The organism is Streptomyces sp. NPDC048612, assembly GCF_043199295.1.
Classification (GTDB): Bacteria; Actinomycetota; Actinomycetes; order Streptomycetales; family Streptomycetaceae; genus Streptomyces.
The window spans coordinates 406,395-432,080 of sequence record NZ_JBICVV010000001.1 but is presented as its reverse complement, the minus strand read 5'-3'; the positions used below and the strand labels follow the sequence as shown (position 1 = coordinate 432,080).

Sequence of the window (25,686 nt, the reverse complement as noted above, 5' to 3'; positions counted from 1 at the left end):
GTCAAGGAGGCCAAGAGGCCCTGCATATCGCGCCGGACGCCCGCCCTCTCGCGATGGTGGACGCGGCGACTTCGGGGCGGTGTCGGGTTCCGTGACGTGCTGGAGTGCTGGGCGCGTGGCCACAAGCCTCGCTAGCACGTGCGAAGTTGAGGCATCATGAAATGCTGCCGGTATGCGACATTCCAATGAGGATGAGCCGGAAGCCGTAAGCCCCGAGGGATCGTCTCAGCAGGTATCACGTGACACGGTTACGGTAGAGATCGTCTATTCCGTCATCACGGGGGCAATTGTTGCCGCACTGCTCTTCTTCGCCATTGCCTCCCCTTCGCTCATCTGGCAGTTGAGCGAAGGGGTGAATGCCGTCGTCTTGGGTTCGGCTATGGCGATTTCAGCGGCAGGGTTTCTCTACCGGGTGATATCTACCCTTGGGCGCCTGAGAAGAACAGTTGAGAGGGGCGCGGGGCGGGACTGAGAGGGTGTGGAGGACGCTCCACCCGGATGGGGCCCTCCATGCGATTGGCTAGGCCACCCCGTTCCTGTTCATCCCGCAGTACTCAGAACTTCCGTCGAAGCCGGGGCGGCGGCACGCAGCGCCGCCTCGACCCGGCGGTTGCTGGTCATGGTCGCGGTGACGGTGGTCATGGTGAGGAGGAGGCCGGCGGCGGTGTAGAGCGGGGTGCGCACGTCGTAGGTGGTGGCCAGCCAGCCGCCGAGGAAGGCGCCGAACGGGGCGGCGCACATGGCGAGCATGCGGGAGGTGGAGGCGACCCTGCCTATCAAGTGGGCGGGGACGATCGCCTGTCGGAGGGAGGGGCCGAGCACCATCGTGGCACCCATACCCGCGCCGCAGACGGCCAGCGCGAGGCCGGCGACGTAGGGGTTCAGGGCGGCGGCAAGGCCCAGGACGGCGAGTCCCTCGACTGCGGCCGTGCAGGTCAGCGCGGTGCCGGTGCCGAGTCGCCGGCCGAGGAAGGAGGCGATGCCGGCGCCGAGCAGACCGCCGGTGGCCTCCGCCGTGAGGAGCAGACCGAAGCCGAAGGTGTCGGTGCCGAGACGGTCGTGCGCGAAGAGGGCGAGCACGGTCTCCACGGCGAGGAAGGCGATGTTCCCGACCGCCGGGCGCAGCGCGAGTCCGAGCAGCAGCTGATCCCGGAAGACGTACGAGGCGCCGGCCCGCGCCTGCCGCAGCAGCGACTCACGGGCCTGTGGTGCGGGCCGGGACGCGGCAGGCAGCGACCGTACGAGCAGTGCGGAGAGCGCGAACGAGACCGCGTCGGCGAGCAGTGGAACCGCCCGCCCGAGCGCGAGCAGGGCACTGCCCGCGGGCGGCCCGGCGAAGCCGGACGCGGCGGTCTGGGTGCTGCGCAGACGGGAGTTGGCGCGCTCCAGGAGCGCGGTGTCGCGGCCGAGCAGATCCGGGAGATAGGCCGTGGCGGCCGTGTCGAAGAAGAGTCCGCCGAGGCCGAGGAGGAAGGCGACGGCCGCGAGCAGTGGAATGCTCAGCACGTCGAGCGCGGCCGCTGCCGCCGGTATCGCGAGCAGCACCGCGCGTGCCGCGTCCGTGACCCACATCGTGCGCCGGCGGTCCCAGCGGTCCACCAGCGCACCGCCGAGCACCCCGAAGAGCAGCCACGGCAGCGTTCCGGCGGCCGTGACGACGGCGAGCGCCACCGGATTCCGCGTCAACGTCAGCGCGAGCAGCGGCAGCGCGGCATGCGACACCCCGTCACCGAGCGAGGACACCGTCTGCGCGGTCCACAGCCGTCCGAACCCGGTCGGCAGCTTCCGGACGTCTGAGGTCACTTGGCATCCCCTTCGGCCTGCTCGCGCGATGCCGGGTGGAACAGTGCGAAGACGAGTGACGCGTCCGGCAGCGACGGATCGGACAGCTCCCGGTACTCGTCCGCCAGTGCCTGCAGCCGCGCCCCCAGCTCCGCGAACTGCTCCTCGGTGAGCCGCAGATGCGCCATCCGCACGTGCCGCTCGCCGTCCACCGGCGCCGCCTCCAGGTCCGCCACCGCATGCCGCATCAGCACATCCGGGCCGCCCTCGCCCGGGTCGGGCAGCACGATCGCCCGCGCGGCCATGGCGTAGTACCGCTCGGTGACCCCCCGGACCTTCCGCGTTCGCACCACCTTCACCAGGCCGGCCCGCTCCAGCAGCCGTACGTGGTAGCTGGAACTCCCCTTCGCGAGGCCCACTCGCTCGGCGATCTGCGTGATCGTCGCGGGCTCGAAGCGGAGCACGGCCATGATCCGGTGACGGGTGAGGTTGGAGACGGCGCGCAACTGCTCGTCGGTGGTGACGTGGAACGTCTCGGGAAGATCATCGGTAGGCATGGACCCAATGGTCAACACTTCTTGACCATTGGGCAAGGGATTTTCGTCCGGACTTCCGGCGTCGGCTGTCCGGCACGGAATCCTCCGGGCGAGAACGGCTCAGGAGTCCGTCCGCCCTGCCGGAGCACCTGTCGGACCCTGTGGACGGCTGGGGCGTGCCAACAGGTCTGTGTTCGCTAGGAGCGGGCGCTGTCGTAGCGGTGGCGGTTGTTCTTGATCTCCTGTCGGTGGGTGGTGGCCCACTCGCCGAGGGCCACCATGGAGTCCAGCAGTGTTGAGCCGAGTGGGGTGAGCGTGTAGTCGACGCGCGGGGGGACGCTGGGGTGCACGGTGCGAGTGAGGAGCCCATCGCGTTCGAGCTGGCGCAGGGTCAGGGTGAGCATGCGCTGCGAGATACCTCTGACGGCGCGGTGGAGTTCGCTGAAGCGCAGGGTCCGGTCCTGGAGCTGCCCGATGACCAGGATGCTCCACTTGTCACCGATCAGGGCGAGGATGCGCAGCACCTCCCGGCACGCCTCGTCATCCGGGTCACCTTTCGGTTCGTCAGCAGGTTGCGCTTGATCCGGTTGGTCCGATTGATCCGGCTGGCGCCGACCGGTCGGCGAGATGCTCTTGCGGGCCGTCAAGGGTTACCTCCATGTGCGTCACCGACATAAATGTGCCGTCTTGTGGCCATCAGTGCGGTGACAAATCATGGTGCTACACACAATCAGTAACTGCCTGATGGTGCACCGCAATTGACCGCGCGGCGCTACCGCTATGGGGCGGAAGGGACGCTGTGGTGGCGAAGACTCTCCTTGTTGTCGGTGCGGGACCGGGGCTCGGAATGGGCGTGGCCAGGGCTTTTGGTCGCCATGGCTGCCAAGTGGGGCTGATCGCCCGGCGCAAGGACACCCTGGACGCTCTGGTCGGTGAGCTGACCGCGCTGGACGTGAAGGCCGCGGCCTTTCCGGCGGACATCCGTGACCGTGACGCGCTGGCCTCCGCGATCACCAGGGCACAGGAGATGCTGGGACCGGCGGATGTCATGGAGTACAGCCCCAGCCCGACCGGGTCGATCACCGGCGCCGCGCAGACCACAGTCGAGTCCGCCACTGAGCAGTTCGAGCTGCACGTACTGGGGGCGGTGACGGCCGTAGGGCAGGTGCTGCCGCAGATGCGCGCCCGTGGCGAGGGGACCGTGCTGCTGACCACCGGTGTGTCCTCCACCGTCGCCGCGCCGTTCCTGGCCAACGTGGGGCTCGCGATGGCGGGATTGCGCAACTGGGCGCACTCCCTGCACGCCGAACTCCGCCCCGAGGGCATCCACGTGGCGACGGTGACGATCGCCTCCGGGATCACCACCGGCGATGCGGTGACGGACCCCGACGTCATCGGCGCCCGCTACTACGACCTGTACCAGCATCGGGACCGCAGGGAAGAGGTCATCGGCGACGTGGAGGCATTCCGCGCCCTCGTCGCCGAGCGGGGCGGCGGGCACGGCTGATCAGCTTCGCCGACGGCAGGTCAAAGGCTGTCCCGCAAGAACCAAGCGGAACGACGTCGCAGGTGGCTGCCGGCCGGCCGTGGGTCAGCGCGGACCGGTCGCCCATGCCGCGAGTGCGGCGAAGTCGTTGCTGGTGAGGCCGCAGCGGGGATCGACCCGGTGGAGTAGAGCGGGGCCGCTGTGATGTTCGTTCACCCAGGCGCGATCCACCTCGGTGATCTCGTCGTCAACCCAGGCGAACGCCCGGCCTTTCGCCCACGCGACGATCTCCGGCGTCTTCCAGAACACACCGTCCCTGGACTCGTCCCGCGGCGAAGGCCAGGCGATGAAGGGCAGTTCGGGCAGTCCCAGGACGGGTGCGACGAAAGCGTTGGCTTCTTCCTCCCATGTGGTCGCCCACACCAGCTCGAAGGGGAGCGCGTCCAACGCCGGGCCGTGAGCCGGGTTGAGCCACACCCGCAGCGGTTTCACCGGCTTGTTCGGCAGCCCCCACCCAGCCAGCCGACGCCGTTCGGCGGCCTCCCAGCGGGGTGTCAGAAATCGGTGCGTCCGGTAACCCTCGGGCCGTCGGTGCGGCTTCGCGGCATACGGGTTCAGCGGCCCGTCCACATCCAGCAACAGCGCTGGGCGCACCTGCCCACCCCCTTCCCGTTGTGCCTCGCACGGTACCGACCGACGGCGAGACCGCCCAGCGGGAAGACGACGACAGGCGCCGATGGCGGCGGTGAGGGCGGAAGCGGCGACGCCTGCGCGAGCCGCCGGTCGCAGCGGACCGGCCTAGCGCCGGGCCAGCGCCAGCACACTCAGGCCGAACATCAAGACGCCCAGGGGGAGATGGACCGAGGGGACGTGTGCGATGCCGAGCACGACCTGGGCCGAGGCGAGCAGGAGGAAACCCGACGCGTGCCAGACGGGCCGGGGCGAGCCGCCGCCCGGTTTCCACGCCAGCAGCGCCGCGAGCACATACAGCATCGACGCCCCGTACGTCACCCGGGCTCCGACGCTGTGCAGCGTCTCTCCGTAGGACGAGGTCAGCAGCAGGCCGGCGGAGACCGCCTGGAGGAAGAGGGTGAGGGTCTGCAGGGCGATCGCGAACTGCAGGAACGAGGAGTTGCGCTGTGCGTTTTCCGTCGCCGTCACCTGAGTGGCCATTTCACAGTCCTCTTTTCCCGCCCTCGGGCAGCAGATCGGTAAGGTCTCACCAACCCGACGAAGCGGGCCTGCGAAAGGTAAGGCGAGGGGCGGCCGGAAGCATGGAGAGTGTCGGGGGCAGGACGGATGAGATAGCCGGCGAGCGACGCCAACTGATCAATGTCGCCTACCGGTTGCTCGGTTCGGTGACCGAGGCCGAGGACGCCGTACAGGATGCCTACACACGCTGGTACGGGCTGTCACCAAGCCGGCAGGAGGAGATCCTGTCGCCCGGCGCCTGGCTGACGACGGTGACCGGCCGCATCTGCCTGGACCTGCTCGGCTCGGCACGGGCCCGCCGTGAGCGCTATGCCGGTGCGTGGCTTCCCGAGCCGCTGCCCGACCGCACCGAGGGGGACCACACGGGCGGCGCCGGCCTCACCGGCCCTGCGGACCCCGCCGACCAGATCGTCCTGGACGAGTCGGTGACCATGGCTTTCCTCGTCGTCCTGGAGGCCATGACGCCCGCCGAGCGGGTGGCGTTCGTCCTGCACGACGTCTTCCGCTACCCGTTCGCCGAGATCGCCGACGTCCTCGGCCGGACCCCGGCGGCCTGCAAGCAACTGGCCTCCGCCGCCCGGCGGCGGGTGGGTGTCGGGCGCGCTCCGGTGACGGCGACCGGCCAGGCCGACGTGGTGAGGCACGTCAAGGAGGCATGGGAGACCAAGGACATCGCAGCCCTCGTCGCGCTTCTCGACCCGGCCGCCGTGATGACCGCCGACGGCGGCGGGATGGTCGGCAGCGTCCTGCGCCCGGTCGAGGGCGGCGCGCGCATCGCCCAGTACATGGTCGCCATCGCCGATAAGGCTCCGGGGCTCGAACTCCTGGAGCGGTCGGTCAACGGTGTGCCGGGCCTGGTGGCCCAGCGTGCCGGCGTCGTCGTGACCGTGGCCTCGTTCGACGTCTCCGACGGGCGGGTCAACCGGATCTGGGCGGTCCGCAACCCGGAGAAGCTGCGGCCGTGGGCAGGAGAGGGCTGAGGGCCGTCACATCACTCGGCCGATGGGCGATCACGGTCGGGGCAGGGGATCTCGGCATCCGGCTCGAAGCGGTCCGGGTCAGAGCGGTCCGGCTCAGAGTGGCCCGGCTCGGAGGCGATCGCGCCCTGGCTTGCCTCCCCTCCCTGGTTCAGGCGTTCATTCGGCCGGGGTGGTGCGGGCAGGAGCGGGCCGCTCGGTCGCCGGGGAGGCAGTGGTCGCGGTGCGCCGAAACTCGCTCGGGTTTACGCCTCGGACCCGTTTGAACGCCGCGCTGAACCCGCCGGCGGCTGATCTCGCCGCGCACCGGATAGGCGCCGACGATCAGGGTCGTCGCACCGCCGCCGTCGCCGGCGTCCCCGCCGTCGTCGTGCCAGCCGCGCCGGTGCCGGGTCCCGCCCTGCTCGGGTGTCGCGCAGTGCTCGCCGCACGCGAGCGGTTCGGCCCGGGTGCCGACCTCGTCGACGAAGGTGAACGTCGCGGGGCCGCGCACGATGATCGTCTCGCGGGCGCGAAGCGGCTCGGGCGGACGGTGCTCCGGCACGATCCAGCCGGCCCCGGTGAGCACGGTGCACAGGGTCAGTGGCGCACCGTCCACGAAGTGCAGTGCCCAGGGCGGGGACAGGGTCGAGCTGCCGAACAACGAGCCGTGGGCCCGCACCCCGCGGATCAGGTCACTGAACACGTCCACCCCACCAAGGTAGACGGATACACAGGTGAACCGGATGCTCACCCATGGGATCGTCCGAGTCGGCCGTGTTCAATCGGTTTCATGAGCCACGGCACCACTCTCATACTCGCCGCAACGGGCAAGACCGGTCGGCGGATCGCCGCCCGGCTGCGGCCGGTGTGGTTCGAGGCCACGGCCCAGGGCACGATCCAACTGTTCACGGACCCGGAGTCGATCAAAGTGCGGCGTCTACGCCGCGACCCCCGCGCCTCGCTCGTCGTCGCCGCCCCAGTGGGCGAACCCGAGCGCTGGCTGTCGGCCGCCGGCCGCACCACGGTGGAACCCGACGGAGCACACGACCTGGCTGCCCGCCTGGCCGCTCGCTACTGGGACCTCGACGACCCGGCCCGCGCCGACGCTCTCGCCGGGGTCCTGGCCGGAGACTGGGTTCGTCTCGTCATCCACCCAGAGACCGTGCGTCGCTACACGTTCTGACCTGCGCGACTACCGACACCCACGGCGTGGCCGAACGGTATGGGGCGACCGGCCGGTCACCACCGCAGCCAGTGGCCGGCAGTCGCACTCCCTGTGCGATATCCGCGCGACGGGTCGGTCGAGCCCGTCACGGCTCAGTCGCCGGCGAACTCCCCCTGGGATGCCAGCCATTCGCGCCGTACGTAGGCACGGACCGCGTCCCGCTGGGCGTCGGTGCAGCCGTCCTCAAGGGCGGGCGGGAGGTCACCGGTCTTGCTGGTGCCGTGGCGCCGGTCGTGGCGCACGGCACGGTCGGCCACATCGGACGCGTCGGTGCGCAGCTCCACGCCCTGGGCCGGCGGTTGTCCGGCCACCTCCTGATAGGGCCGCGGGAGGTAGCTGCCCGGACCGTGGCACAACGCGAGTGCGTCCAGGACCGCGGCCGTCTCCAGCAGATCGTCGCGGCACTCCAGCGCCACGCTGTTCACGTGGGAGTCGACCAGGTCCTGCCGGCCTGCGTCGTGCGCGGCGGACAAGGCCTGGCGGTCCATGACGTACATGTACAGGAGGGTCGGGATCAGTTTGGCGATGCGGACCAAGCGCTCGCCGTACGCGGCCTGGGCGGCCCGGTTCGTCGTCCAGCCCGGCCACGGCTCGGCCGCGGAGGATCGGTGTGTGCTCATGCCGACGACGCTATCCACCCAGGCGGCCCCGTAAGCCCGTTTCGCTGGGCTTCCGCAGTGAGGACAGGGCCTGTCGGATACCCGACAGGCCCGACTCGGTGGTCACCTGTTGTGCGGCGTCCAGGAAGGCGGCCGACCCGCGATGAGTACTGTGCACGCATGGGATGTTGGACCGCCTATACCGTCCGCCTGGAGGATGGCTCCTCCTGGGAGTTGGACGAGAAGTACGGCCGGTGGCACCTCACGGGGACCGACGGCCCGGCCGGCCTCGTGAAGAGGGTCCTGACCGATGGCAGGCCCGTCGACGGAGCCCCGAACACGGCGCGTTCCTGTCGGGGCATCGCCCTGGACCTGGCCACGCGCCGGTACCGGTTCTACAGCTGCGCGTTGGACATGCCGCGCGCGGGCGTCAGTCACCGCGAAAGCATGTCCCTGCACCAGGCGGCGACGCCGGGCTGGGAGGGTTGGGGCGTCGCCTACGCCTGGGGTGGCGACGAGGAACTGCGCCGCCTGCTCTTTCCCGGCCTCCCGCCCGAACCAGCAAAGACCGAGGCCGTAGAGGTGAACCTGGCCTCACGCGACTACTGGTTCGTCGACTGGGCCTCAGACACCCGCCAGATCACGGTCCGCCACGACGAACTGATCGCCGACACCTTCGCCCACGCGACCTGCCTCGTCAGCGTCATCACCGCCGACGCGACCCTCACACACTGGCAACTCTCCAACACGATCGTCCCGCTGCTGGCACACCACGGGGAATCCCTTCCCAGCACTCTGGCCGCCAGTGCGCCCTTCCCCCTGGCCGCCGAGGACGCCGTGACCGACGGCGCGGTCATCGACCTGCGCGCCCGTCGCCTGCGCTACTGGACCACCGACACCGTCTCACCGGGGCTCGTCGCGCGGGTGGGCGCAACCTGGCCGGGCTGGAAGGTCGAACGGCTGGCTTGGGGCCACCTCGGACACCTCGCCGCCATCGGACAGCACCCCGACGGCCTGAGCATGACGGACGCCGAACTGCGCGAGGCCGGCTGGGACGACGAACTGATCACCATCAGGAACCGCGCCCGCGACACCCTCCGCACCGAGCCGCGCCGCCTGCTCTCGCCGAGGGTGCGCGTGGTCGACCGATCGTGAGGCGCCGCTCACAGCCTGGGATCGCCGACGCGGCAGGCCCGACTCATCCCTCGGTGGAGGTCGAAGCGCGCTGTTCCAGCCGTGTCAGGGCGAGCGCGCCCCAGCGGAGGTTGTCCTGTTCCAAGGACATTCCCCGCAGCAGGGTGAGGTAGGGGCCGATGCGCTCGGCGGTCGCGAAGAACTCCTCCTCGGTACGGCCGTCCAGCAGGCGTTTCTGCAGACGCTCATAGCCGGCCAGCTTGGCGGTGGACCGCTCCGTGCGTTCGGCGATCATGGATCGTACGGCCCCGATGTCGCCTGCGTCGACGCACTGGACCTTGACCAGCAGCTCGTCCCTGATGGCCGTCGGCTTGGGGGGTTCGGCGGTGTAGGACCGCACCGCGTGGAGTCCGGCCTCGGTCAGGGAGAACAGCCGCTTGTTGGGGCGGCGCTCCTGTTCCACGACGCGGGCCGTGATGAGCCCGTCGGCCTCCATGCGCTCCAGTTCCCGGTAGAGCTGCTGGGGGGTGGCCATCCAGAAGTTGGCGACCGAGGCGTCGAAGCCCTTCGCGAGGTCGTATCCGGATGCCTCGCCCTCCAGGAGGGCGGCCATCACCGCGTTACGTAGAGCCATGCCGCCAACCTAGCACCGGTTGATTAGTAAAAAAAGTGACTAGGTCTGGACGGGGCGCATCAGCGAACCTAGTCTACGATGCACCTATTCAACTTGTTGTGTATGCGAGGTGATCTTTGTGCACCCCTTCCGCAAGGCCGTAGAGGCGGGCGACGTGGACGCTGTCGCCGGTCCGCCGACCGAGAACGTCGCTTTCACCAGCCCTGCCGACCTGTCGCCCTCAAGCCGTACCCGGGCAAGGCGGTCACCACCGCGACCGTGGACGGCAAGCAGCTCACGGGCTGCGACATGCCCCCACTTCGACGAGAACGGCGAAAGCAGCGAGAACAGCGAGATCGACGACGTCATGGAGATGCTGCGCCCGCTCTCGGCCGCGAAGGCACGGGCCGGGGCGAGGGGCGCGACGTCCGGCTCGATCGCGCGAGAGGAGGCCGGCCATGAGTGACTTCGACGCCGTGGTCATCGGGGCCGGCAACGCCGGTCTGACCGCCGCCACCACCCTCCAGCACGCGGGACTGCGCACGCTGCTGGTGGAGCGCCACAACATCCCCGGCGGCTGCGCCACATCCTTCCGGCGCGGCCGCTACGAGATGGAGGTGGCCCTGCACCAGCTCTCGGGGGTCGGCGTGGAGGGCCAGGAGTTCTCCCTGCGGGGCCTGTTCGAGGACCTGGGCGTCATCGACCGCCTCGACTTCGTCCAGGAGCGCGACCTCTACCGGGCCGTGGTGCCCGGCGAGTTCGACGTGACGTTGCCCGCGGACTGGACGGCCGCCGTGGACGTGCTGAGCGATGCCTTCCCGGGCAACCGCGAGCGCGTCGAGCGGTTTTTCCAGCTCCTGAAGGACACCACGTTCTGGCAGATCGCCGCCATGCGCGGCCTGCCGGCCGAGCAGATCGATCCCGGCTATTTCCGCCAGGGGCTGCGGCCGTACAGCGAGGTGCTGGACGACCACTTCGACGACCCCCGGCTCAAGTCGGCGCTCACCGCCTACTGGCCCTACCTCGGACAGCCACCCTCCCGAGTGGCGTTCCAAGACCTGGCGCTGATGCTGTTCGCCTACTTCGAGTTCAAGCCCTGGCACATCAGGGGCGGCTCGCAGGCCATGTCCAGCGCGTTTCTCGACTCGTTCCTCAGGGCGGGCGGCGAGGTCCGCTTCAACACGGCCGTCGAGGCGATCCTGACCGAGCGGGGACGCGCCGTCGGTGTGCGCCTCGACGACGGCCAGGAGATCTCCGCCCGGGACGTCATCTCCAACGCCTCGATACCGGTGACGTACGCCATGCTCGGCGACGCCGTTCCCACGGCCGTACGGGACGATCTCGCCACCCGCCGCATCGGCGTTTCGGGCTTCATCCTGCACATGGGTCTGGACGCCACGCCCGCCGAGCTCGGCTTCACCACCAGCACCACCTTCGTCAACGCCGACCTGGACGACGACCGCATGCAAGCCTCCTGGCACACCCTGGAGCCGGCCCGCGGGATCTGCGTCTCCTCCTACGACATCGCCCCGATCGGCTTCGCCCCCTCAGGCGCCACCCACATCAGCCTGATGACGCTCCAGTACGCGGACGCCTGGGAGAAGGTCCCGCCCGGCGAGTACGCCCGTACCAAATTCGCCTACGCCGAGACGCTGCTGGACCGCGTAGAGGTGGTCACCCCCGGCATCCGCGACGCCATCGAGGAGGTCGACGTCGCCACCCCGATGACCCTGTCCCGCTACCTCGGGCATCCCGGCGGCGCGATATACGGCTACGACCAGGACCGCACCGAGAACTGGCTCTTCCGCAACAGCGAACGCAAGACCCATGTCCCCGGCCTGCACCTCGCCGGTTCGTGGGCCGGAATGGGCGGCTTCCAGACGTCGCTGCAATCCGGTCACCGGGTCGCCCGCGGCCTGCTGCGCCACCAGGCCGCCTGACCGCACGATCCGACAGGGAGTCCCCGTGCCCCACCGCCTCGCCCCGCTCTTCGAGGGCTACACCGACGTCCAGGCCGACATCGACAGCCGCCCCGCGGACACCGCCGAACACGCTGCCGAGACCTCGCGCACCGTCGCGTCGTACCATCCCCGACGGCTTGCGCTCACCGTCTCCGAAGTCATCACCGAGACCGTCAGCTCGGCCACCTTCCGGCTGCGCCGTCCCGACGGCGCGGACCTGCCGCCGTTCCTGGCCGGGCAGTACGTGGGCGTGTTCGCCGGCAACACCAACCGCCCCTACGCCCTGTCCTCCAGCCCGGCGGACCCCAGCCACTGGGACCTGACGGTGCGCCGCGTACCCGGCGGGCGGATCAGCAACCACCTCATCGACACCCTCTCCGTGGGCGACACGCTCACCACGACCGGGCCGATGGGCACCTTCCACCACAACCCGCTCTTCCACGGCGACGACCTCGTGTTCCTCGCCGGCGGCTCCGGCGTCGCACCGGCCATGAGCATGATCCGCGACATCGTCGACCACGGGCTGGACCGCCGCTTCCACCTGATCTACGGCTCTCGCACACCGGACGACGTGATCTTCCACGAGGAACTCGACGCCGTCGCCGCCAACTACCCGAACATCCGCGTCCACCACGTCATGGCCGAGCCCGGAAACGGATGGGCCGGACCCACCGGCCTGCTCACCGCCGCGTTGATCAAGACCCTCGCCGGTCCGCTCGACGGCCGCATGGTCTACGTCTGCGGCCCTCAGGCCCTGTACCCGTACGCACTGCGGCAGTTGGAAGGGCTCGGCCACCCCCGCCGCCGGATTCGCTTCGAGGCCAACGGCGCTCCCGCCGACCCCACCCGCCAGGCCCACTGGCCGGCCGACGCAGACCCCGGCTCCGAGGTCACCGTCACCGCCGGCGGCACGTCGTTCCGCACCCGCCGCGGGCGACCCCTGCTGGACGCGCTGGAGGACCAGGGCGTCCGCCCGGAAGCGGCCTGCCGCTCCGGCGAGTGCGGCCTGTGCCGCGTCCGCGTCCTCAAGGGCACGGTTCACACCGCCGAGGAAGCCCAACTACGCATGTCCGACGAGCATTTCGGCTACACCCACTCCTGCGTCGCCTACCCGGTCACGGACGTCGACCTCGACCTCTGACGCCAGTACGCCTAAGAAGGAAAAGTACGACTGTGATAGTGCATCGGCTTCACCGAAGGCGACAATCATCGCCTTGCCCCGTCCGACTGCGACCCGGGGTCCGGAGAACAGCGCTGGTTCCTGGAGCCTACCGGCCCGCTCACCTTCGCGATCCGGAACGCCTCCAGCTATGACTGTCTGGACGTCACAGGGGAAAGCAACGGAGACGGATCGGAGGTCGGGACTTACTCCTGCCGCAACGGCGCAGCGAACCAGAACTGGGTTCCCGGTCACATCGACGAATCCATGCGGAACCTCCTCACCCTGTACTCCCTGAAGCGGTGCGCGGCCGGTGAAAGCGACCTCAAGTGCACGTACAAGGAGGACAGTTCCTCCGTCGCGACCGTCGGGCCGGAAAAGTGCGTGTCCGCCCTGTGCAACAACACCGATGGAGCCGCCGACGAGAAACCGACCGTTGCCTTTTCCGACACCACGGGGTGGACGAATACCGTGGGCGGCTCCGTGACGGTGAGTGCCGAGGTCGGCATCGAGGAATTCATCGTGTCGAAGGTCACCACCTCGGTAGACGCCTCGGGCTCTGCCCGCCGATGATGCTCAAGTGACCGCCCCCGGCCAGGGTCTCGACTGGGCCGGGGGCGGTCACGGCGTACGCGAGGGTGCGGCGTGCAAAGGGGAAGCCCTTGAAGGAGGAAGCCCCGCCATCTCCGGCCAACTCCCGCCAACTTCTGGGAACTTGACCCACCCGCCAGTAGCATCCGGCCGCCCAGTCGCACGCCGCCCAAGCAGCCCTCCTCGAAAGGGGCTCCTGCATGCGCTTGACCTCCCGCGTCGCGCCCGCCGCCCTCGCCGTCGCCGCACTCCTGCTCGGCGTCCTCCCCGCACAGGCCCAGGCCAGCCCCGACCGCTCCCCCGACCGCTCCCCCGACCGGGTCACGGTCGGTGACCGGACCTTCATCGCCGACGGCCAAGGCCGCGCGCTCCAGTGGCGCGGCTTCAACCTCGCCGACAAGCACAGCCGAGGCACCCACGCGTTCGCCGACATCCATGAGAACGACCTCAAGGACATGGCCGCCCGGGGCTTCAACCTCGCGCGCCTCGCGTTCTTCTGGGACGACCTCGAACCCACCCCCGGGCACTACGACCGCGGCTACCTCACCAAGATGCGCCGCATCCTCGACTGGGCCGACCGCTACCGCATCAAGGTCGTCCTCGACGCCCACCAGGACGTGTACGGCCCCCACTTCGGCTCCCGCGGCATTCCCGACTGGGCCACCCGCGACGAGGGGTTACCGTTCTGGCCGATACCCGACGACTGGTTCTCCCAGTACTTCGAGCCATCCGTACAGACCGCCTTCGACCACCTGTACAAGGACGCCGACTTCCGCGCCGCGCACGCTCGCATGTGGATGACGGTCGCCTCCGCCCTGGGCAAGCACCCGGCGCTGCTCGGCTACGACCTGATGAACGAGCCGTTCGCGAAGTTCCTCGCAGGCGAAGACCTCCCCACCGCCGCAGCCCGCTTCGAGGCCACCGAACTCACCGAGCTGTGGAACCGCCTTGCCCGGGCGATCCGCCTGGTCGACCGCAGGTCGTGGGTGTTCGTCGAACCCACCGTCATCGTCGGTGTCGGCGTCCCCACCCGGATGGGCCCCATCCACGACCCGCACGCCGGCTACGCACCGCACTTCTACGAGACCGCGATGGAAACCGGCGCCGACTACGACCCCAACGGCACCTTCATCCCCGCCTACGAGGCCGCGATCAGCGACTACCCGACCCGTCACCGCATGCCGGTGATCGTGGGCGAGTGGGGCGGCAACCCCTACGTGCCGCACGCAAGCCAGTTCGTCACCGACATGACGGCCTCCCTGGACCGCTTCTCCAGTGGCTGGACGTGGTGGCAGTGGTGCCGGGGCGGCGGCTACTGCTTCCTCGACCAGACGGGCGTCGCGAAGCCCAACGCCCAGCTGCTCGTCCAGCCGTACGCGCGGGCCGTCGCCGGCAACCCGCTCACGTACGCCTACGACCCGGCCACCCGCACCTACACGCTCACCTTCCGCACCCGCGACAACGCAGCGGGACCCACCCGGATCACCGTGCCCAGGGACACCTACCCAGGCGGCTACCGCGTCGACATCCAAGGCAACAAGGCAAGTTGGGACGCCCACGGCCAGACCGTCACCGTGAACACCCACGGCAGGGCCGGCGCCACCTACCGGGTGACGATCAGCCCGAGGTAGCCCGCCCTGGCTCGCTCGGGCGCTGCCGCCCCGCAGCGCCCCCGCCCCCGCGTCACCGGGAGCTTCCCCGCCCCCGCAGTGGGCTGTCGCGACCTGTTGGCGTGGGGCTCGGGACGCGGCGGCGGGGGCCGGGAAGCACCTTGACCGCCCGTTCGACGCGGTACGCCGGACGGACCGCGGCTCAGACGATCAGGACCCGGCGCCCCCGGGTGTGGCCGGCGCGGCTGTCGGTGTGCGCCTCCGCTGCCTCGGTGAGCGCGTACGACTTCTCGACCGGGATGTGGAGTCTGCCCCGCGAGATGAGGTCGACGGCCTCGGCGAGCGCGTCCGGCACGCTCCCGGGCACGCCGGAGAACCGGACGCCCAGCTGCGGAGCTCCGAGGTCGGCGATGGAGACGACCTTGCGCGGGTCCCCGGTCAGCTCGACGAGTTCGCGGATCACGCCCGAGCCGGCCAGGTCGAGGGCCGCGTCAACCCGGCCCAGCTGGCGCACCCGTTCACCCCAGCCCGCGTCGTAGGTCGTGGCGAGGGCGCCCAGGCCGCGCAGATAGTCCTGATTCGCAGCCCCGGCCGTGCCGATCACCGTGATGCCGCGCTCGCGGGCGATCTGCAGCACCGCCGACCCGACGCCGCCGGACGCGCCGCTGACCAGCAGCGTCTGCCCGGGCCGCACGCCGACCTCGCGAATGATGCGCAGCGCGGTCTCCACCACCGACGGGTACCCGGCCGCTTCCTCGAAGGTCAGCCGCTCGGGCATCCGGGCCCAGGCCGACAGCACAGCGAACTCGGCGTAGGTGTCGGTGCCTTCACCGAACACGCGGTCGCCGACCTCGACCCCCTCGACGCCCTCGCCGACCTCGTCCACCACCCCGGCGGCGTCCAGTCCGACCCCGGCGGGCAGCTCGACCGGATGGGCTCCCAGGACCTGGCCCTCCCGAATCCTCCAGTCGACGGGGTTGACTCCCGCCGCCCGTACGGCGATCCGTATCCGACCGGGGCTCGCGTGGGGCTCCTCGGCTTCCACCAGTTGCAGGACCTCGGGACCGCCGAACTCGGCGAAACGAATTTTCCTCATGCGGCTCAAGATAGACCTAACCGTTAGGATTTCACAACGGTTAGGGATTCATACCTGGTAGCGTCAGGGCCATGATCGAGCCGTCCGGACGCCGCGAACGCAAGAAGGCCGCGACCCGTCAGAAGATCGCTGACACCGCGCTGCGCCTCTTCCTGGAGCGCGGATACGACGCAGTGGGCATCCGTGACGTGGCGGCCGAGGCCGACGTGGCCGTCACCACCGTCTTCGCCCACTTCGCCGCGAAGGAAGCCCTGGTGTTCGAGCGCGACCAGGACTTCGAGCAGCGCCTCACGCGGGCGGTGACCGACCGGTCTCCGCACGAGCCGCTCATTCCGGCGCTGCACCGCGAGGTCCAGGCCCTGGTCCGGCACTGCACGGCGGAGGGCAGTGCCCCCGTCCGACGCATGATCGAGGGATCGCCCGCCCTGCGGGAATACGAGGAGTCGATGAGCCTGCGTCACGCGCAGGCGCTGGCAGCGGCGCTGGCCGCCGATCCCCACCTGTCCCGGAGCGCGACGGCCTGCCGGGCGACCGCGCGGTTCACCATCGACGCCTACGCCCTGGCCTGCCGGGCGGACGATCCCGGGGCCACGGTCGACGAGGTCTTCAGAATGATCGAGGCGGCCTGGGAAGCCACCGCGCCCTGAGCCGGGGGCGCGGCGCGCATCGCCCTCCAGGACTCGGTCCGGCCGGAAAGGTGCGGCGCGGCTCAGGCGTGGAGGGCGTCGACACGGTCGGCGAGGCGGCGGAGGCCGGACTCGGCGTCCCACAGACCACCCGGGATGATCTCCATGCCGCTGCACGGTCATGCCAGGCCGAACCATGGCAGGCACTCCGACAGCCCCTCCCATTGCAGCGGGCGCACCCAGTCGCACCGCACCCATCGGACCGGCCCGCACCAGGTTGCCTGGGCGCATTTCAGGGGAGCTGCACGCTCAACGCGTAGAGACGGGTCGTCTGTTCACTGTTGGTGTTGTCGTCCGACACGAGGTACAGCGGACGTCGACCGTCGTGCGGGCCAGCGGTCCACGGCGCGCCGAGGGCCATTCCCTCGACGTTCTCCAACAGCGGACTGACGATCCGTCCCGCGTGGGTGGGGACGACACCGGGGTCACCGGCAGGGCACTGCCCGAGGTCGAAGAGCAGGCTGTGTTCGACGAACACATCGGCCGGCTGGTCGTAGAGCGTCTTGCGCGCGTCCACGGGCTGGGCACCTTTGAGGGGGACGTCGTAAACCCGGATCGCGTTGCCGACGCCGTCCACGTACTGCCGTTCCAGGGCGAGCAGCCGGTCGTCGGCGAACGCGGCCAGTTCAGCGAGGTACATACCCTCCTTGGCCTGGTACGCGTACTGCTGGTCGAGGCGGTAGGCGCCGCCCGGGGTCCCGACGTAGCGCTGGATGCGGAGCATGTTGCGGCCCCGGGAGTCACCGTCCTCGGCCAACGCGCCCTCCATCGCGGCGTAGAGATACCTCCCGTCCGGGGAGACGGTCAGCGACTCGATCATTCGCCCGGCCTGTCCCTGGCCCTGCGGGCCGGCCCGGAACTCGGGCGGAATGGGCAGGTCGGGGCCCACCTGTGTGCCCGTGGCCATCTTGAAGCGGCGGATGGCGGGCCCGGACTCCGAGGCGACCAGGATCGTCTTCCCGCCGCGCTCGACGACCAGGCCCTCGCCGTCGAACCACTTGGAGGGTTTGGTGCCGCTCTGGGTGCGCAGTGTCTTGGCGGTCAGGGCCTCCGGGCGGAGCTTCTCCGGTGAGCCGAGACGCAGCGGGAAAACCCGCCCCGTCTGATTGTCCGTCAGAGCCAGGGCCCGGCCGGGCCCGGTGAGCGCGAGCGCGGACAGGCCGCCGATGGTCTCGCCCGACGCCTGCTGCTTGTCGAGCGCGTCGGAGTAGCTCAGCAGGGTGGCCCGCGGCGAGCAGGCGCCGCCCGGCGGGCGGGGATGGAGTTCCCGCGCCCACTGCCACACGGGCGGTGCGGCGAGCCCTGCCACCAGGCCGAGCGCCAGGGCGCCTGTCGCCAGCACGCGCCGCGGAATGCGCACGCGCGGCGCAACAGGCGGGTCCATGACTGTCGGGGGCAGCACCATCGCCAGATTGCGGATGAACGGCAGGAGGCCGACCCCGCCCTCGTCCCGGTCCTGGGGCTCCTGCGGCTGCGGCAACCGGCGCTGGGCCATCCGGTCCCGGACCGCCTCAAAGATCGCGTGCAGCCCCAGCAGCTCGGGCCCGTCGGGCACGCCCTCGCGCAGTACGCCCACGAATTCACCGGTGAACGCCGTACACCGGCGGGGGTCAGGAGCATGGGACTTGCGGTCCGCTGACGTGGACGTCATCACATAGGCGCCGCGCACGCCCTTCAGCGTCTTCCCCGATGCCCGCACGCCACGGTCCGCGACGGACATGCCGCCCTTGAGGACCCGGCCGCTGTAGCAGCAGTCCAACAGGAGGACCCGGCGCTCGGCGGAGCCGTGATCGCGCATGGCACGGCGGATGTAGGAATCGCTGACTGCCGTCTCGGGCTGGTCCTCCACGGAGTCGGGGAGGGTGAGGTAAAGCTCCTCCTCCGCGCGGTCCAGCAGGCCGTGCCCCGCGTAGTAGACGATCAGGGTGTCGGCGGCCACCCGGGCAGCCGCGCGGATCGGTCCGACAAGAGCGGCTGCGGACTCCGGGTTCCGGACCATGGTGATCCGCTCCGCGGGGATACCCAGGATCGCTTCGTCGGTCAACGCGGCGGCCAGTTCGGTGAGGTTGTGGCGGACGCTGCGCAGCGGTTCGAGTTCGGAGTAATGGTCGACGCCGATGAGGACACAGGCCGAGCGCGCGGCGTCGATCCCGAGCGCGTCCTCCGTGCCCGTGCCCTCCGTCGTCGCGTCGCCGGTCAACTGCCCGCCTCCTGCTCCGGGTCCGGCTCCGGCTCCGGCCCTTGACCGTCCCCGGCGATCGGCCGCACCGAGACGTCCGGGAAGGCCTCCCGGACCGCTTCCAGCTCCCCGGGCATGGCGCCCATGACCTGGATGACGACCTGGGACCGAGGCCTGCGCCCGTCCCGCCAAGCAGCGTAGGAGAACGGCAGCTGCGCCAGTGTCGCGAGCGTGGACACCAGCGCGAGCACGGCCTCCAGGTCGTCGCACAGCCAGGTGTAGAGCGACCGCAGCTCCTTCCGGCTGTCCGGACCGATCAGCTCGAACCTGATGTCCATCGCACCCCCCCGGGCTCACACATCAGCTCGCTCTCAGTGTGCCCCCTGTCACTGACAGAACTTTCCTGCCTTCACCGAATGTTCCTCGTCCGGACACCTTCCGGCCCCCTGGACCGAACGGCTACGAGCATGTCCGGCTGTGGTGGACCAAGAGCGGGCCGGTTTGACGACGGCCGCTGTCGGGGCCCGCTGGGCGATCAGCGCGCCAAGCCCCTGGCCCCCCGATCCCTCCCTTCCCGAAGTCTGCGTCGCACGGCGCCACTTATGACACCCGCTTCAGGCAGACCGGCTGGCGTCGTCGAAGTCGGTGGAGGCCGACAGCTCGGCCCATGCCAGCATGTCGCGCTCGAAGCTGTCGCGTCCGGCCCGGACGAGCTGAAGCGCGTCGGTGCCGAGCAGCAGGCGCTTCGGCGGCTGGTCGGCCGCCACGATTCGCAGGACCGCGGCTGCGGCCTTGTCCAGGTCGCCCGGCTGGTGCCCGCTGCCGCGGATGCGCCGGGCGCGCAGCGGCTCGAACAGCTCGTCGTAGTCGGTGAGCACACGGGGTGCGCGGATCATCGAACGGCCGGCCCAGTCGGTCCGGAAACTGCCCGGCTCGACGGCGGTGACACGGATGCCGAAATCGGCGACCTCCTTGCCGAGCGTTTCGAGGATGCCCTCCACCGCGAACTTGCTGCCGTGGTAGAAGCTGAGGCCCGGCATGGTGATCAGCCCGCCCATCGAGGTGACGGCGATGAGGTGGCCCGAACGGCGCTCCCGCATGTACGGCAGCACCGCCTTGATCACTGCCACGGTTCCGTAGACGTTCACCTCGAACTGACAGCGAAGGTCCTCCATCGACGACTCCTCGAAGAGGCCGTCATGGCCGTACCCGGCGTTGGCGACGAGTACGTCGACCGGGCCCAGTTCGCGCTCGGTCTCGCCCACGACCGTCTCCACCGCGTCATGGTCGGTCACGTCCAGGATGCGGGCGTGCGCGTCGCCGGCGAGCGCTCAAAAGGCCCGTGCGTCGGCGGGCGTGCGTACCGTGCCCACCACCCGGTGGCCCGCGGCCAACGCCGCCCGCGCGAGTGCACGGCCCAGACCGGTACTGACGCCGGTGATCAGGAATGTCTTCCCGCGCGCTACGCCTCGATCCCGTCGAACGCACCCATCTGTTCCAGCTCGCCAAGCCCGCCACAGGCAGGCCCCGCCGCGCGGCGACGCGTCCGCAGCCGGTCCGCCCGGGGCTGCGCGACCTGCTCCGCACCCTCGAGCACACTCCCGCCCTTGTGCTGGGGCGGCGACTGGACGTCCTCGCGTCCAACCAGATGGCACGTGCGCTGCTCACCGACTTCGACGCACTGCCGCACCGCGAGCGGAACTTGGTGCGGTTCATGTTCTGCGACGAGACCGCCCGCTCGTTGTATACCCACTGGGACACCCACGCCCAGGACATTGTCGCCTCCCTCCGTCGCGACGCCGGACGCCATCCCCACGATCCGCTGCTGGCCGAACTCGTCGGTGAACTCTCCATCAGGGATGAGGACTTCCGCCGCTGGTGGGCCGACCAGAACGTGTATCGGCACACGCATGGCAGCAAACACTTCCGCCACCCGATCGTCGGCCCGCTCACCCTCCATTACGAGTCCCTCACCCTGCCCGCCGACCCGGACCAGCGGCTGAGTGTCTACACCGCCGAGGCAGGCTCCCACTCCGAAGAAGCGCTTCGGCTACTGGCCGCGTGGATACGGCAACCCGAGACCTCGCACGGGCAGCACGCAGGTCATCAGCCGCCCGCCGGTCCGCGAGGAGCGGTCGACCATGGTGGCTGCGTCCCTTGAGCCGGTACCCCCGTGTCCCGTTCCTGGCGCGCGCTCAACGTCGCCAACTCGAAGCACCCGTCGCTTTTCGCTCCAAGCTGTTCACTGTCGAGCCGGCCAAGCGCCGTCCCGGCCACACCAAACGCGGACACAGAGGTGCGCCGCAGGCACAGGGAGGTCAGACGGGCGGCATCAAATCGCTCTCGCTGATGGTGTATGCCAGCAGCGGGTAGGTGAAGTCCGTTTCATTGTTCTCTCGGCGCCGCAGTCGGTAGAACTCGATCTTCTGCTCATCTTCGGCCGACATGAGGCGCGCACCCTGCGGGAGGTATACATGTCCGTCGTGAAACCGAACGAAGGTCTTTGACGTTCGAAACGTCACACCCAACCATTGGTTATCCGCCGTCGGGCCGGGCGCGTCCAGTACGATCTTGTGCCTGAGTCGCCGATTCGTATCGATGGAAAACGCGACGATGCTGTTGTGGGCGAGGGGGATCTCACACTTCTCACCACCGGACCCCTTTGATTCGAAGATCAGCTTCCTTGGCGGGCTCGCTTCGGGGTGTTGGTAGCAGGAGAAGACAGCGATGAACGAATCGTCGGCCAGGTCCAAGGCTTGGTCGGAATGACTGCCCATTGTTTTATAAGCGTCCGTGTAGTTCTCGATGAGAGCGTTGTTGAAGCCGACCGAGAGCGCCGCGCGTTCTTGAATCTGTTGCGCCAGCCGTTCGTGCACTACCCGGAAACGCTGCGCCGGGCTGCCATATCGAGTGGTAGTGCGTACGAGAGGTACGCCACCATCCGCCTCGTCAACCCTGGTAATCACGGCACCTCGCCGGCCTTTTCCTACGTCTTCCAGGCGAACCGAAGTGGACAGCTCCGCAAAGAGATTTCCCTCGATCGGCAAAGCGCACACGATGATCTCATCCGAGATCTTATACTTGAGGTGCAACATAATCTCCCGTGTTCATACTGAAGAGAAATTCTTCGCCGTAGTCGATGAAGGACGAGGCCCTGTTCTCCTCGGCGTACAGTCTGCGCAGCTCGTTCATGCCGGCCGGTGTGGGTGGCCCCAGCTGCACCAAATCTTCGGCCAGTTTGAGGAACGTGTGGCCGTTCTTGTGAACGGCTTCGGCGCTCGAACAGCGCACCACGTACCCCAGGCGGGTCGGGAGCAACTCAGCATCCAACGCCGAGGGCCGGACTTCGTGCGTATACAGGCGGTTGGTGGACAGCGGCATGAAGAACACGGAGCCGGGGTGGAGGGTCAGAGTGAACTGCGGCGGGAGCGCGACTCCGTTGTGGTCTTCAGCCCGTTCCTTGAGGCGAAAGTGGAGTTTGGTCATCCCGCTGGCACCCTTCGCACCGTAGTCGAAGGCGTCTTCGGCCAGGGGCTGCAGCTTGTCGAGCCGGTCATAGAAGGTGCAGAAGGCCATGATCCCATTGACAGGCATGTCCTTGGTCTTGTCGGCATGGGCCGAGATCTTGGCCTTGGACTGCTTGCGCTCGGTCGTGGCGCGGGTGTTGTGGTAAATCTGAGCGAGGACGTGATTGAGCGGTGCCTGGTTCCGGAAGACGGCGGCGGCCTCACGGTTCAGAGCCTCGACGATGCGCGCATCGGTCGGGCGAAAGCCCTCAGTCGGCCCCGAGAGATTCGTGGAGCACCGGAGCAGACGAAAATGCAGTTCGTCACCGTCTCGTGTGACGGGCGTCAGATAGATTCCGCTGCGATGGGCCGTTCCAGGCTTGGTGGACTCCGTCAGGGACTGGAAAGCGTGCTCCGCACTGATCCGCCCGAAGTAGTCCTCGCCGATTCCGAAAAAGCCCCGGTAGTACACGCCGACGCCGTGTACGCGGACGGGGACTCGGCCGAGGCCGACGAGGGACCAAGGTTTGTCGACGCCCTCGCGGTAACCGTGAGAAAGCTCCCGTACAACGAATACCCGGTCCGCCGCCTGCAGTTGGCGGCCGCTGATCGCGGATATGTCACCACACAGGTAGACGGTCTTCTGCCCGAGATCGGGCGAACCAGAAGCAAGCTCCTCTGGCGTGATGGTGGAGCCGAAGAAGTCCCTGATCGAGTCCTCATCATGCAACATCGAAGGCGCAACCAAGATGTTGCCTGCATCCTCGATGCGGGCTTCTGTCGGCTCTGCTGTGTACATAACCGGTACCTGTCATTCGCAGTTCTTGGAAAATTACTCAAACCCGTGGACATGGCAACGGCCCGCACTCTTTCATTCGCGTTGCGTAGCGCAAACGAAGGAGAGGGACCGTTGGACCTTGATGCTCTCACCGAGCTCGACAGCGGACAACGGATTCGCTGTACGGGCTGTCGCCAGTTGGCGAGGCTGGTTGGTCCACCTGCGCTCACCAGGCCCATCCGGTCTTTCGCGGACATGCTCACCGGCCGCCGGCGGTCAGCCCAGGAAGCTCAGTCGGACATGGCAGCGCAGGGGTTCGTGGATGACGTGGTCGGCCCCGTCATCCCGCCAAGCGGCGAAGAAGTAGTACGTCGCGCTCTTCTCCGGCAGGTCGTACGGGAGATAGGCCCACTGGCAGCCGGTCCGCCCCTGATAGAGGATCGCGTTCACGATCTCCGGCATGTCGCAGAACCGCCCACTTGGGTAAGCGAGCTTCCACAGGCGCAGGTCATAGCCCCCACAGTCATGAGGTGCCCTCCGGGCCACCAGCCGGCCGCTCGCGCAGGAGTACTGGTTAGCGGGCGGGCGGGGACGCCAGCGAGACGGTCACCACCACCTGCTCCGCGCATCCGGTTGCGCGCAACGCATCACTCACGACTTCGACCAGCCACACCGCAACATCCGGCGACCACTCCCGGGCACGACACGCAAACCGCATCACACCACGCTCACGGCCCTTGTTGTAGCCATGCTCACCACGCGCGTCCGCCATACCGGACAAGTCAAGCTCGCCAGCAGCAACTTCGACTTCCGCGAGGCCACCGAGCCGCTCCCCCACAGCACCACACACGGCCGCCGCCTTCCCTGACACCGCAGGCCCAGCAGCGACAGTGACACTCACGGGAACCGACGTGGACGGATCAGCGAGAGCGAACCAGTCCCGCATCTCCTCCAGGTCGTCGGAGGCATCACCAACAAGTTCCTGCAGTGGGAGAACCGCATGCAGCCCGGTGAACCGAACGAGCCCGATCCGGTTCACCGCATCTGACAGGATGCGCGCCACGTGAAGGACCGGGAAACGCGGCTCACGGACATCGACCGGGATGTCCGCCGACATCCACGCCAGCTGCCGGACCCTCCCATCCTGCGTCCAGTCCCCACCAGCCAGGCAATCGGCCCAGCGCCCCGGGTCTTGAACGACTCGAGCCTCGCCCCACCCCTTGAACGGGTAGGTCCACCCACCGGTGGAATACCAGCCGTAGGCTTCCGACCTGCGCATAGCAAGTCCGAACAGCTCGCTCCCCGTGTCGTCACACGTGATGTGCTCCGCCCACGGGTACCGGTCCAGCACCCCGTGCAACGCAACAAGCGTCTCGTAATACACGCGAAGACCCCTTCTCTACTCGACCGGCCCCCATCCAATGGCCGGACGCTATCCGACACTGTGGCTCCGGGCCGGATGCGCCAGGAGGGCTCCGGGCCGGGCTGTGGACCGTACCGGCGCCCCTCCAACGCTGTCTGGAACTACCTCTGCACCGTTGCCTCTGCGTCGCTGACCTGTGCACGACACAGCCACTTCGAGTGTGAAGTCGGCTCAATCCCAACTCAGTTGCGGGCAGCGAAGACTGCGCTCACACCGAACCCACCGGTAACATCGACGCCAAGATCCAAAGACCAGGCCCGCAGACCAACGGGCCCGGAAGGAACAGGGGGACACCTTGAAGCGCACGCTCGCACTGTCACTTGGCGCAGCCATTCTCGGCACAGCATCGGCAGGACTCATCACGGCCACCCCGGCTGCTGCCGCGAACTACACCCGTTTCGACCAGGTCAAATGCTTCAACGAGAAGCATACGCACTCCACTTGGACCGCAAAGTGCCGCGTCCCGTACGGCCATGCTCGAGCAAATGCCGAGTGCGCCGACGGAACGGAGCACTTCGGCGCGTGGGTGGGACGCGGCAAATGGATCTTCAAAATGAACTGCTATGGCAGCAGGCTCGGCGCGATAGATGTACAGACCAGGAAGAATTGAAAGCTGTAACCATTCGTCCCGCATCCGTGAGACGGCGCCCCTGAAAGTCCACCGGGGGGGAATTGCCGCCGCGCACAACGACGAGTCGCGGGATGATTCTGTCCGTCGCCACGTCCGGCGGCACCCGCCACGGTTGGCTCCGGCGTCCTTCGGGACGTCGGAGCCCGTTGCCACCCAAGCGAGGGCTTGGGTGCCCGTGTACGCCGCAGGTCTGGGCGCGCCAACGGCCACAGTCCGGTGGCGCCCTCGATGAGCAGGAGCACTCCGGTCACGGCCAGCACCAGGCCCAAGCACAGGGCCTTGAGCCGTGTGACATCGCCAGGACCGCATCCAGGCCGGACTCCCCTTCGTCGCGTCGGAGCGCCACTAACGCCGATTGTCGGCCTTCACGGATGGCCACGACCGAGCGACAGAGAGGTTCGGTCGAGCTCGGCGACTGGGTTCTACGCGCTGCTCTCGCCGGCAGGGCGGCGTACGGTGAGCCCGGCTGTCGAGCCCACCGTTGTGCGCAGCACCCTCCTCCACGATGTGAGGCTGCCGG

General features: G+C 68.8%; 26 protein-coding genes and 4 pseudogenes. 14 read left to right on the top strand and 16 right to left on the bottom strand.

Annotated elements, in window-relative coordinates; genetic code table 11:
* Positions 1 to 172: 172 nt before the first annotated feature.
* Complete coding sequence (locus tag ACGFN2_RS01750; protein ID WP_393356712.1) at positions 173 to 472, top strand: DUF6332 family protein; 300 nt, start codon at positions 173 to 175, stop codon at positions 470 to 472.
* Between the two features lie 68 nt (positions 473 to 540).
* Here ACGFN2_RS01750 and ACGFN2_RS01745 read toward each other — a convergent pair whose 3' ends face one another.
* The 3 genes from ACGFN2_RS01745 to ACGFN2_RS01735 all read right to left on the bottom strand — a co-directional run bounded on the left by ACGFN2_RS01745 (position 541) and on the right by ACGFN2_RS01735 (position 2,842).
* Positions 541 to 1,803 (bottom strand): MFS transporter, encoded by a 1,263-nt coding sequence (locus ACGFN2_RS01745; RefSeq protein ID WP_393356710.1) that lies wholly within the window; start codon positions 1,801 to 1,803, stop codon positions 541 to 543.
* Positions 1,800 to 2,339: a transcriptional regulator gene (locus ACGFN2_RS01740; RefSeq protein WP_067307010.1), complete on the bottom strand. Its 540-nt coding sequence runs from the start codon at positions 2,337 to 2,339 to the stop codon at positions 1,800 to 1,802. The genes ACGFN2_RS01745 and ACGFN2_RS01740 overlap by 4 nt, the downstream gene beginning before the upstream one ends.
* A 176-nt stretch (positions 2,340 to 2,515) precedes the next feature.
* Complete coding sequence (locus tag ACGFN2_RS01735) at positions 2,516 to 2,842, bottom strand: helix-turn-helix domain-containing protein (protein ID WP_362608301.1); 327 nt, start codon at positions 2,840 to 2,842, stop codon at positions 2,516 to 2,518.
* A 275-nt stretch (positions 2,843 to 3,117) separates the two neighbouring features.
* Here ACGFN2_RS01735 and ACGFN2_RS01730 point away from each other — a divergent pair, with 275 nt between their 5' ends.
* Positions 3,118 to 3,825: an SDR family NAD(P)-dependent oxidoreductase gene (locus tag ACGFN2_RS01730; protein WP_393356707.1), complete on the top strand. Its 708-nt coding sequence runs from the start codon at positions 3,118 to 3,120 to the stop codon at positions 3,823 to 3,825.
* A gap of 84 nt (positions 3,826 to 3,909) precedes the next feature.
* Here the strand turns inward: ACGFN2_RS01730 and ACGFN2_RS01725 are convergent, their stop codons facing one another.
* Both ACGFN2_RS01725 and ACGFN2_RS01720 read right to left on the bottom strand, forming a co-directional pair.
* Positions 3,910 to 4,458 carry an HAD domain-containing protein gene (locus ACGFN2_RS01725; protein ID WP_393356705.1) on the bottom strand — a complete coding sequence of 183 codons (549 nt, stop codon included), beginning with the start codon at positions 4,456 to 4,458 and terminating at the stop codon, positions 3,910 to 3,912.
* Positions 4,459 to 4,602: 144 nt separating this feature from the next.
* Entirely contained in the window at positions 4,603 to 4,977 is a 375-nt protein-coding gene (locus tag ACGFN2_RS01720) for a hypothetical protein (RefSeq protein ID WP_393356703.1), read from the bottom strand.
* 101 nt (positions 4,978 to 5,078) lie between these two features.
* On the opposite strand from ACGFN2_RS01720, the gene sigJ reads away from it, so the two are divergent.
* Positions 5,079 to 5,996, top strand: coding sequence for an RNA polymerase sigma factor SigJ (gene sigJ, locus ACGFN2_RS01715; RefSeq protein WP_362608305.1), 918 nt, complete (start codon positions 5,079 to 5,081; stop codon positions 5,994 to 5,996).
* Positions 5,997 to 6,276: 280 nt separating this feature from the next.
* Here sigJ and ACGFN2_RS01710 read toward each other — a convergent pair.
* Positions 6,277 to 6,684, bottom strand: a pseudogene (locus tag ACGFN2_RS01710) (cupin domain-containing protein); the annotation flags it as partial.
* 81 nt (positions 6,685 to 6,765) lie between these two features.
* Between ACGFN2_RS01710 and ACGFN2_RS01705 the strand changes: the two are divergent.
* Complete coding sequence (locus ACGFN2_RS01705; RefSeq protein WP_393356701.1) at positions 6,766 to 7,158, top strand: pyridoxamine 5'-phosphate oxidase family protein; 393 nt, start codon at positions 6,766 to 6,768, stop codon at positions 7,156 to 7,158.
* Positions 7,159 to 7,292: 134 nt separating this feature from the next.
* Here the strand turns inward: ACGFN2_RS01705 and ACGFN2_RS01700 are convergent, their stop codons facing one another.
* The gene (locus ACGFN2_RS01700; RefSeq protein ID WP_393356699.1) at positions 7,293 to 7,820 is read right to left on the bottom strand and encodes a hypothetical protein; all 528 of its coding nucleotides are present in this window, start codon (positions 7,818 to 7,820) and stop codon (positions 7,293 to 7,295) included.
* 159 nt (positions 7,821 to 7,979) lie between these two features.
* Here ACGFN2_RS01700 and ACGFN2_RS01695 point away from each other — a divergent pair, with 159 nt between their 5' ends.
* Complete coding sequence (locus tag ACGFN2_RS01695; RefSeq protein WP_393356697.1) at positions 7,980 to 8,954, top strand: hypothetical protein; 975 nt, start codon at positions 7,980 to 7,982, stop codon at positions 8,952 to 8,954.
* Positions 8,955 to 8,997: 43 nt separating this feature from the next.
* Here the strand turns inward: ACGFN2_RS01695 and ACGFN2_RS01690 are convergent, their stop codons facing one another.
* Positions 8,998 to 9,567 carry a PadR family transcriptional regulator gene (locus tag ACGFN2_RS01690; protein WP_362608313.1) on the bottom strand — a complete coding sequence of 190 codons (570 nt, stop codon included), beginning with the start codon at positions 9,565 to 9,567 and terminating at the stop codon, positions 8,998 to 9,000.
* Between the two features lie 109 nt (positions 9,568 to 9,676).
* Between ACGFN2_RS01690 and ACGFN2_RS01685 the strand changes: the two genes are divergently transcribed.
* The 6 genes and pseudogenes from ACGFN2_RS01685 (at position 9,677) to ACGFN2_RS01660 (ending at position 14,888) form a co-directional block, all read left to right on the top strand.
* Entirely contained in the window at positions 9,677 to 10,012 is a 336-nt protein-coding gene (locus ACGFN2_RS01685) for a hypothetical protein (RefSeq protein WP_393356695.1), read from the top strand.
* The gene (locus ACGFN2_RS01680; protein ID WP_393356693.1) at positions 10,005 to 11,486 is read left to right on the top strand and encodes a phytoene desaturase family protein; all 1,482 of its coding nucleotides are present in this window, start codon (positions 10,005 to 10,007) and stop codon (positions 11,484 to 11,486) included. Before ACGFN2_RS01685 ends, ACGFN2_RS01680 begins: the two co-directional genes overlap by 8 nt.
* 25 nt (positions 11,487 to 11,511) lie before the next feature.
* A complete protein-coding gene (locus ACGFN2_RS01675; protein WP_393356691.1) occupies positions 11,512 to 12,648 on the top strand; it encodes an FAD-binding oxidoreductase in 1,137 nt (378 codons plus the stop codon).
* 42 nt (positions 12,649 to 12,690) lie between these two features.
* Positions 12,691 to 12,900: pseudogene (locus tag ACGFN2_RS01670) on the top strand (RICIN domain-containing protein); the annotation flags it as partial.
* Positions 12,901 to 12,933: 33 nt separating this feature from the next.
* A complete protein-coding gene (locus ACGFN2_RS01665) occupies positions 12,934 to 13,239 on the top strand; it encodes a hypothetical protein (protein ID WP_393356689.1) in 306 nt (101 codons plus the stop codon).
* A gap of 218 nt (positions 13,240 to 13,457) precedes the next feature.
* A complete protein-coding gene (locus ACGFN2_RS01660; protein ID WP_393356687.1) occupies positions 13,458 to 14,888 on the top strand; it encodes a cellulase family glycosylhydrolase in 1,431 nt (476 codons plus the stop codon).
* Between the two features lie 181 nt (positions 14,889 to 15,069).
* Here the strand turns inward: ACGFN2_RS01660 and ACGFN2_RS01655 are convergent, their stop codons facing one another.
* Complete coding sequence (locus tag ACGFN2_RS01655; RefSeq protein ID WP_393356685.1) at positions 15,070 to 15,963, bottom strand: NADP-dependent oxidoreductase; 894 nt, start codon at positions 15,961 to 15,963, stop codon at positions 15,070 to 15,072.
* A gap of 71 nt (positions 15,964 to 16,034) precedes the next feature.
* Here ACGFN2_RS01655 and ACGFN2_RS01650 point away from each other — a divergent pair, with 71 nt between their 5' ends.
* Positions 16,035 to 16,610, top strand: a complete 576-nt coding sequence (locus tag ACGFN2_RS01650; RefSeq protein WP_362608325.1) for a helix-turn-helix domain-containing protein — start codon at positions 16,035 to 16,037, stop codon at positions 16,608 to 16,610.
* A gap of 271 nt (positions 16,611 to 16,881) precedes the next feature.
* On the opposite strand, the gene ACGFN2_RS01645 is transcribed toward ACGFN2_RS01650, so the two are convergent.
* The 3 genes and pseudogenes from ACGFN2_RS01645 to ACGFN2_RS01635 form a co-directional block, all read right to left on the bottom strand.
* Entirely contained in the window at positions 16,882 to 18,849 is a 1,968-nt protein-coding gene (locus tag ACGFN2_RS01645) for an esterase-like activity of phytase family protein (protein ID WP_393356682.1), read from the bottom strand.
* Positions 18,846 to 19,166, bottom strand: coding sequence for a hypothetical protein (locus ACGFN2_RS01640; protein ID WP_393356680.1), 321 nt, complete (start codon positions 19,164 to 19,166; stop codon positions 18,846 to 18,848). The genes ACGFN2_RS01645 and ACGFN2_RS01640 overlap by 4 nt, the downstream gene beginning before the upstream one ends.
* A gap of 276 nt (positions 19,167 to 19,442) precedes the next feature.
* Positions 19,443 to 20,273: pseudogene (locus ACGFN2_RS01635) on the bottom strand (oxidoreductase).
* A gap of 2 nt (positions 20,274 to 20,275) precedes the next feature.
* Between ACGFN2_RS01635 and ACGFN2_RS01630 the strand changes: the two are divergent.
* On the top strand, positions 20,276 to 20,989 hold the full coding sequence (locus ACGFN2_RS01630; protein WP_393356678.1) for a transcriptional regulator: 714 nt from the start codon (positions 20,276 to 20,278) through the stop codon (positions 20,987 to 20,989).
* Between the two features lie 157 nt (positions 20,990 to 21,146).
* Here the strand turns inward: ACGFN2_RS01630 and ACGFN2_RS01625 are convergent, their stop codons facing one another.
* The 4 genes and pseudogenes from ACGFN2_RS01625 to ACGFN2_RS01610 all read right to left on the bottom strand — a co-directional run bounded on the left by ACGFN2_RS01625 (position 21,147) and on the right by ACGFN2_RS01610 (position 24,496).
* Complete coding sequence (locus ACGFN2_RS01625) at positions 21,147 to 21,923, bottom strand: hypothetical protein (protein ID WP_393356676.1); 777 nt, start codon at positions 21,921 to 21,923, stop codon at positions 21,147 to 21,149.
* The gene (locus tag ACGFN2_RS01620) at positions 21,904 to 23,133 is read right to left on the bottom strand and encodes a hypothetical protein (protein ID WP_393356674.1); all 1,230 of its coding nucleotides are present in this window, start codon (positions 23,131 to 23,133) and stop codon (positions 21,904 to 21,906) included. The genes ACGFN2_RS01625 and ACGFN2_RS01620 overlap by 20 nt, the downstream gene beginning before the upstream one ends.
* A 273-nt stretch (positions 23,134 to 23,406) precedes the next feature.
* Positions 23,407 to 23,577 (bottom strand): annotated as a pseudogene (locus ACGFN2_RS01615) (transposase); the annotation flags it as partial.
* A gap of 109 nt (positions 23,578 to 23,686) precedes the next feature.
* The gene (locus ACGFN2_RS01610) at positions 23,687 to 24,496 is read right to left on the bottom strand and encodes a hypothetical protein (protein ID WP_393356672.1); all 810 of its coding nucleotides are present in this window, start codon (positions 24,494 to 24,496) and stop codon (positions 23,687 to 23,689) included.
* Between the two features lie 334 nt (positions 24,497 to 24,830).
* Between ACGFN2_RS01610 and ACGFN2_RS01605 the strand changes: the two genes are divergently transcribed.
* Positions 24,831 to 25,145 (top strand): hypothetical protein, encoded by a 315-nt coding sequence (locus ACGFN2_RS01605; RefSeq protein WP_362608334.1) that lies wholly within the window; start codon positions 24,831 to 24,833, stop codon positions 25,143 to 25,145.
* Positions 25,146 to 25,686 lie beyond the last annotated feature (541 nt).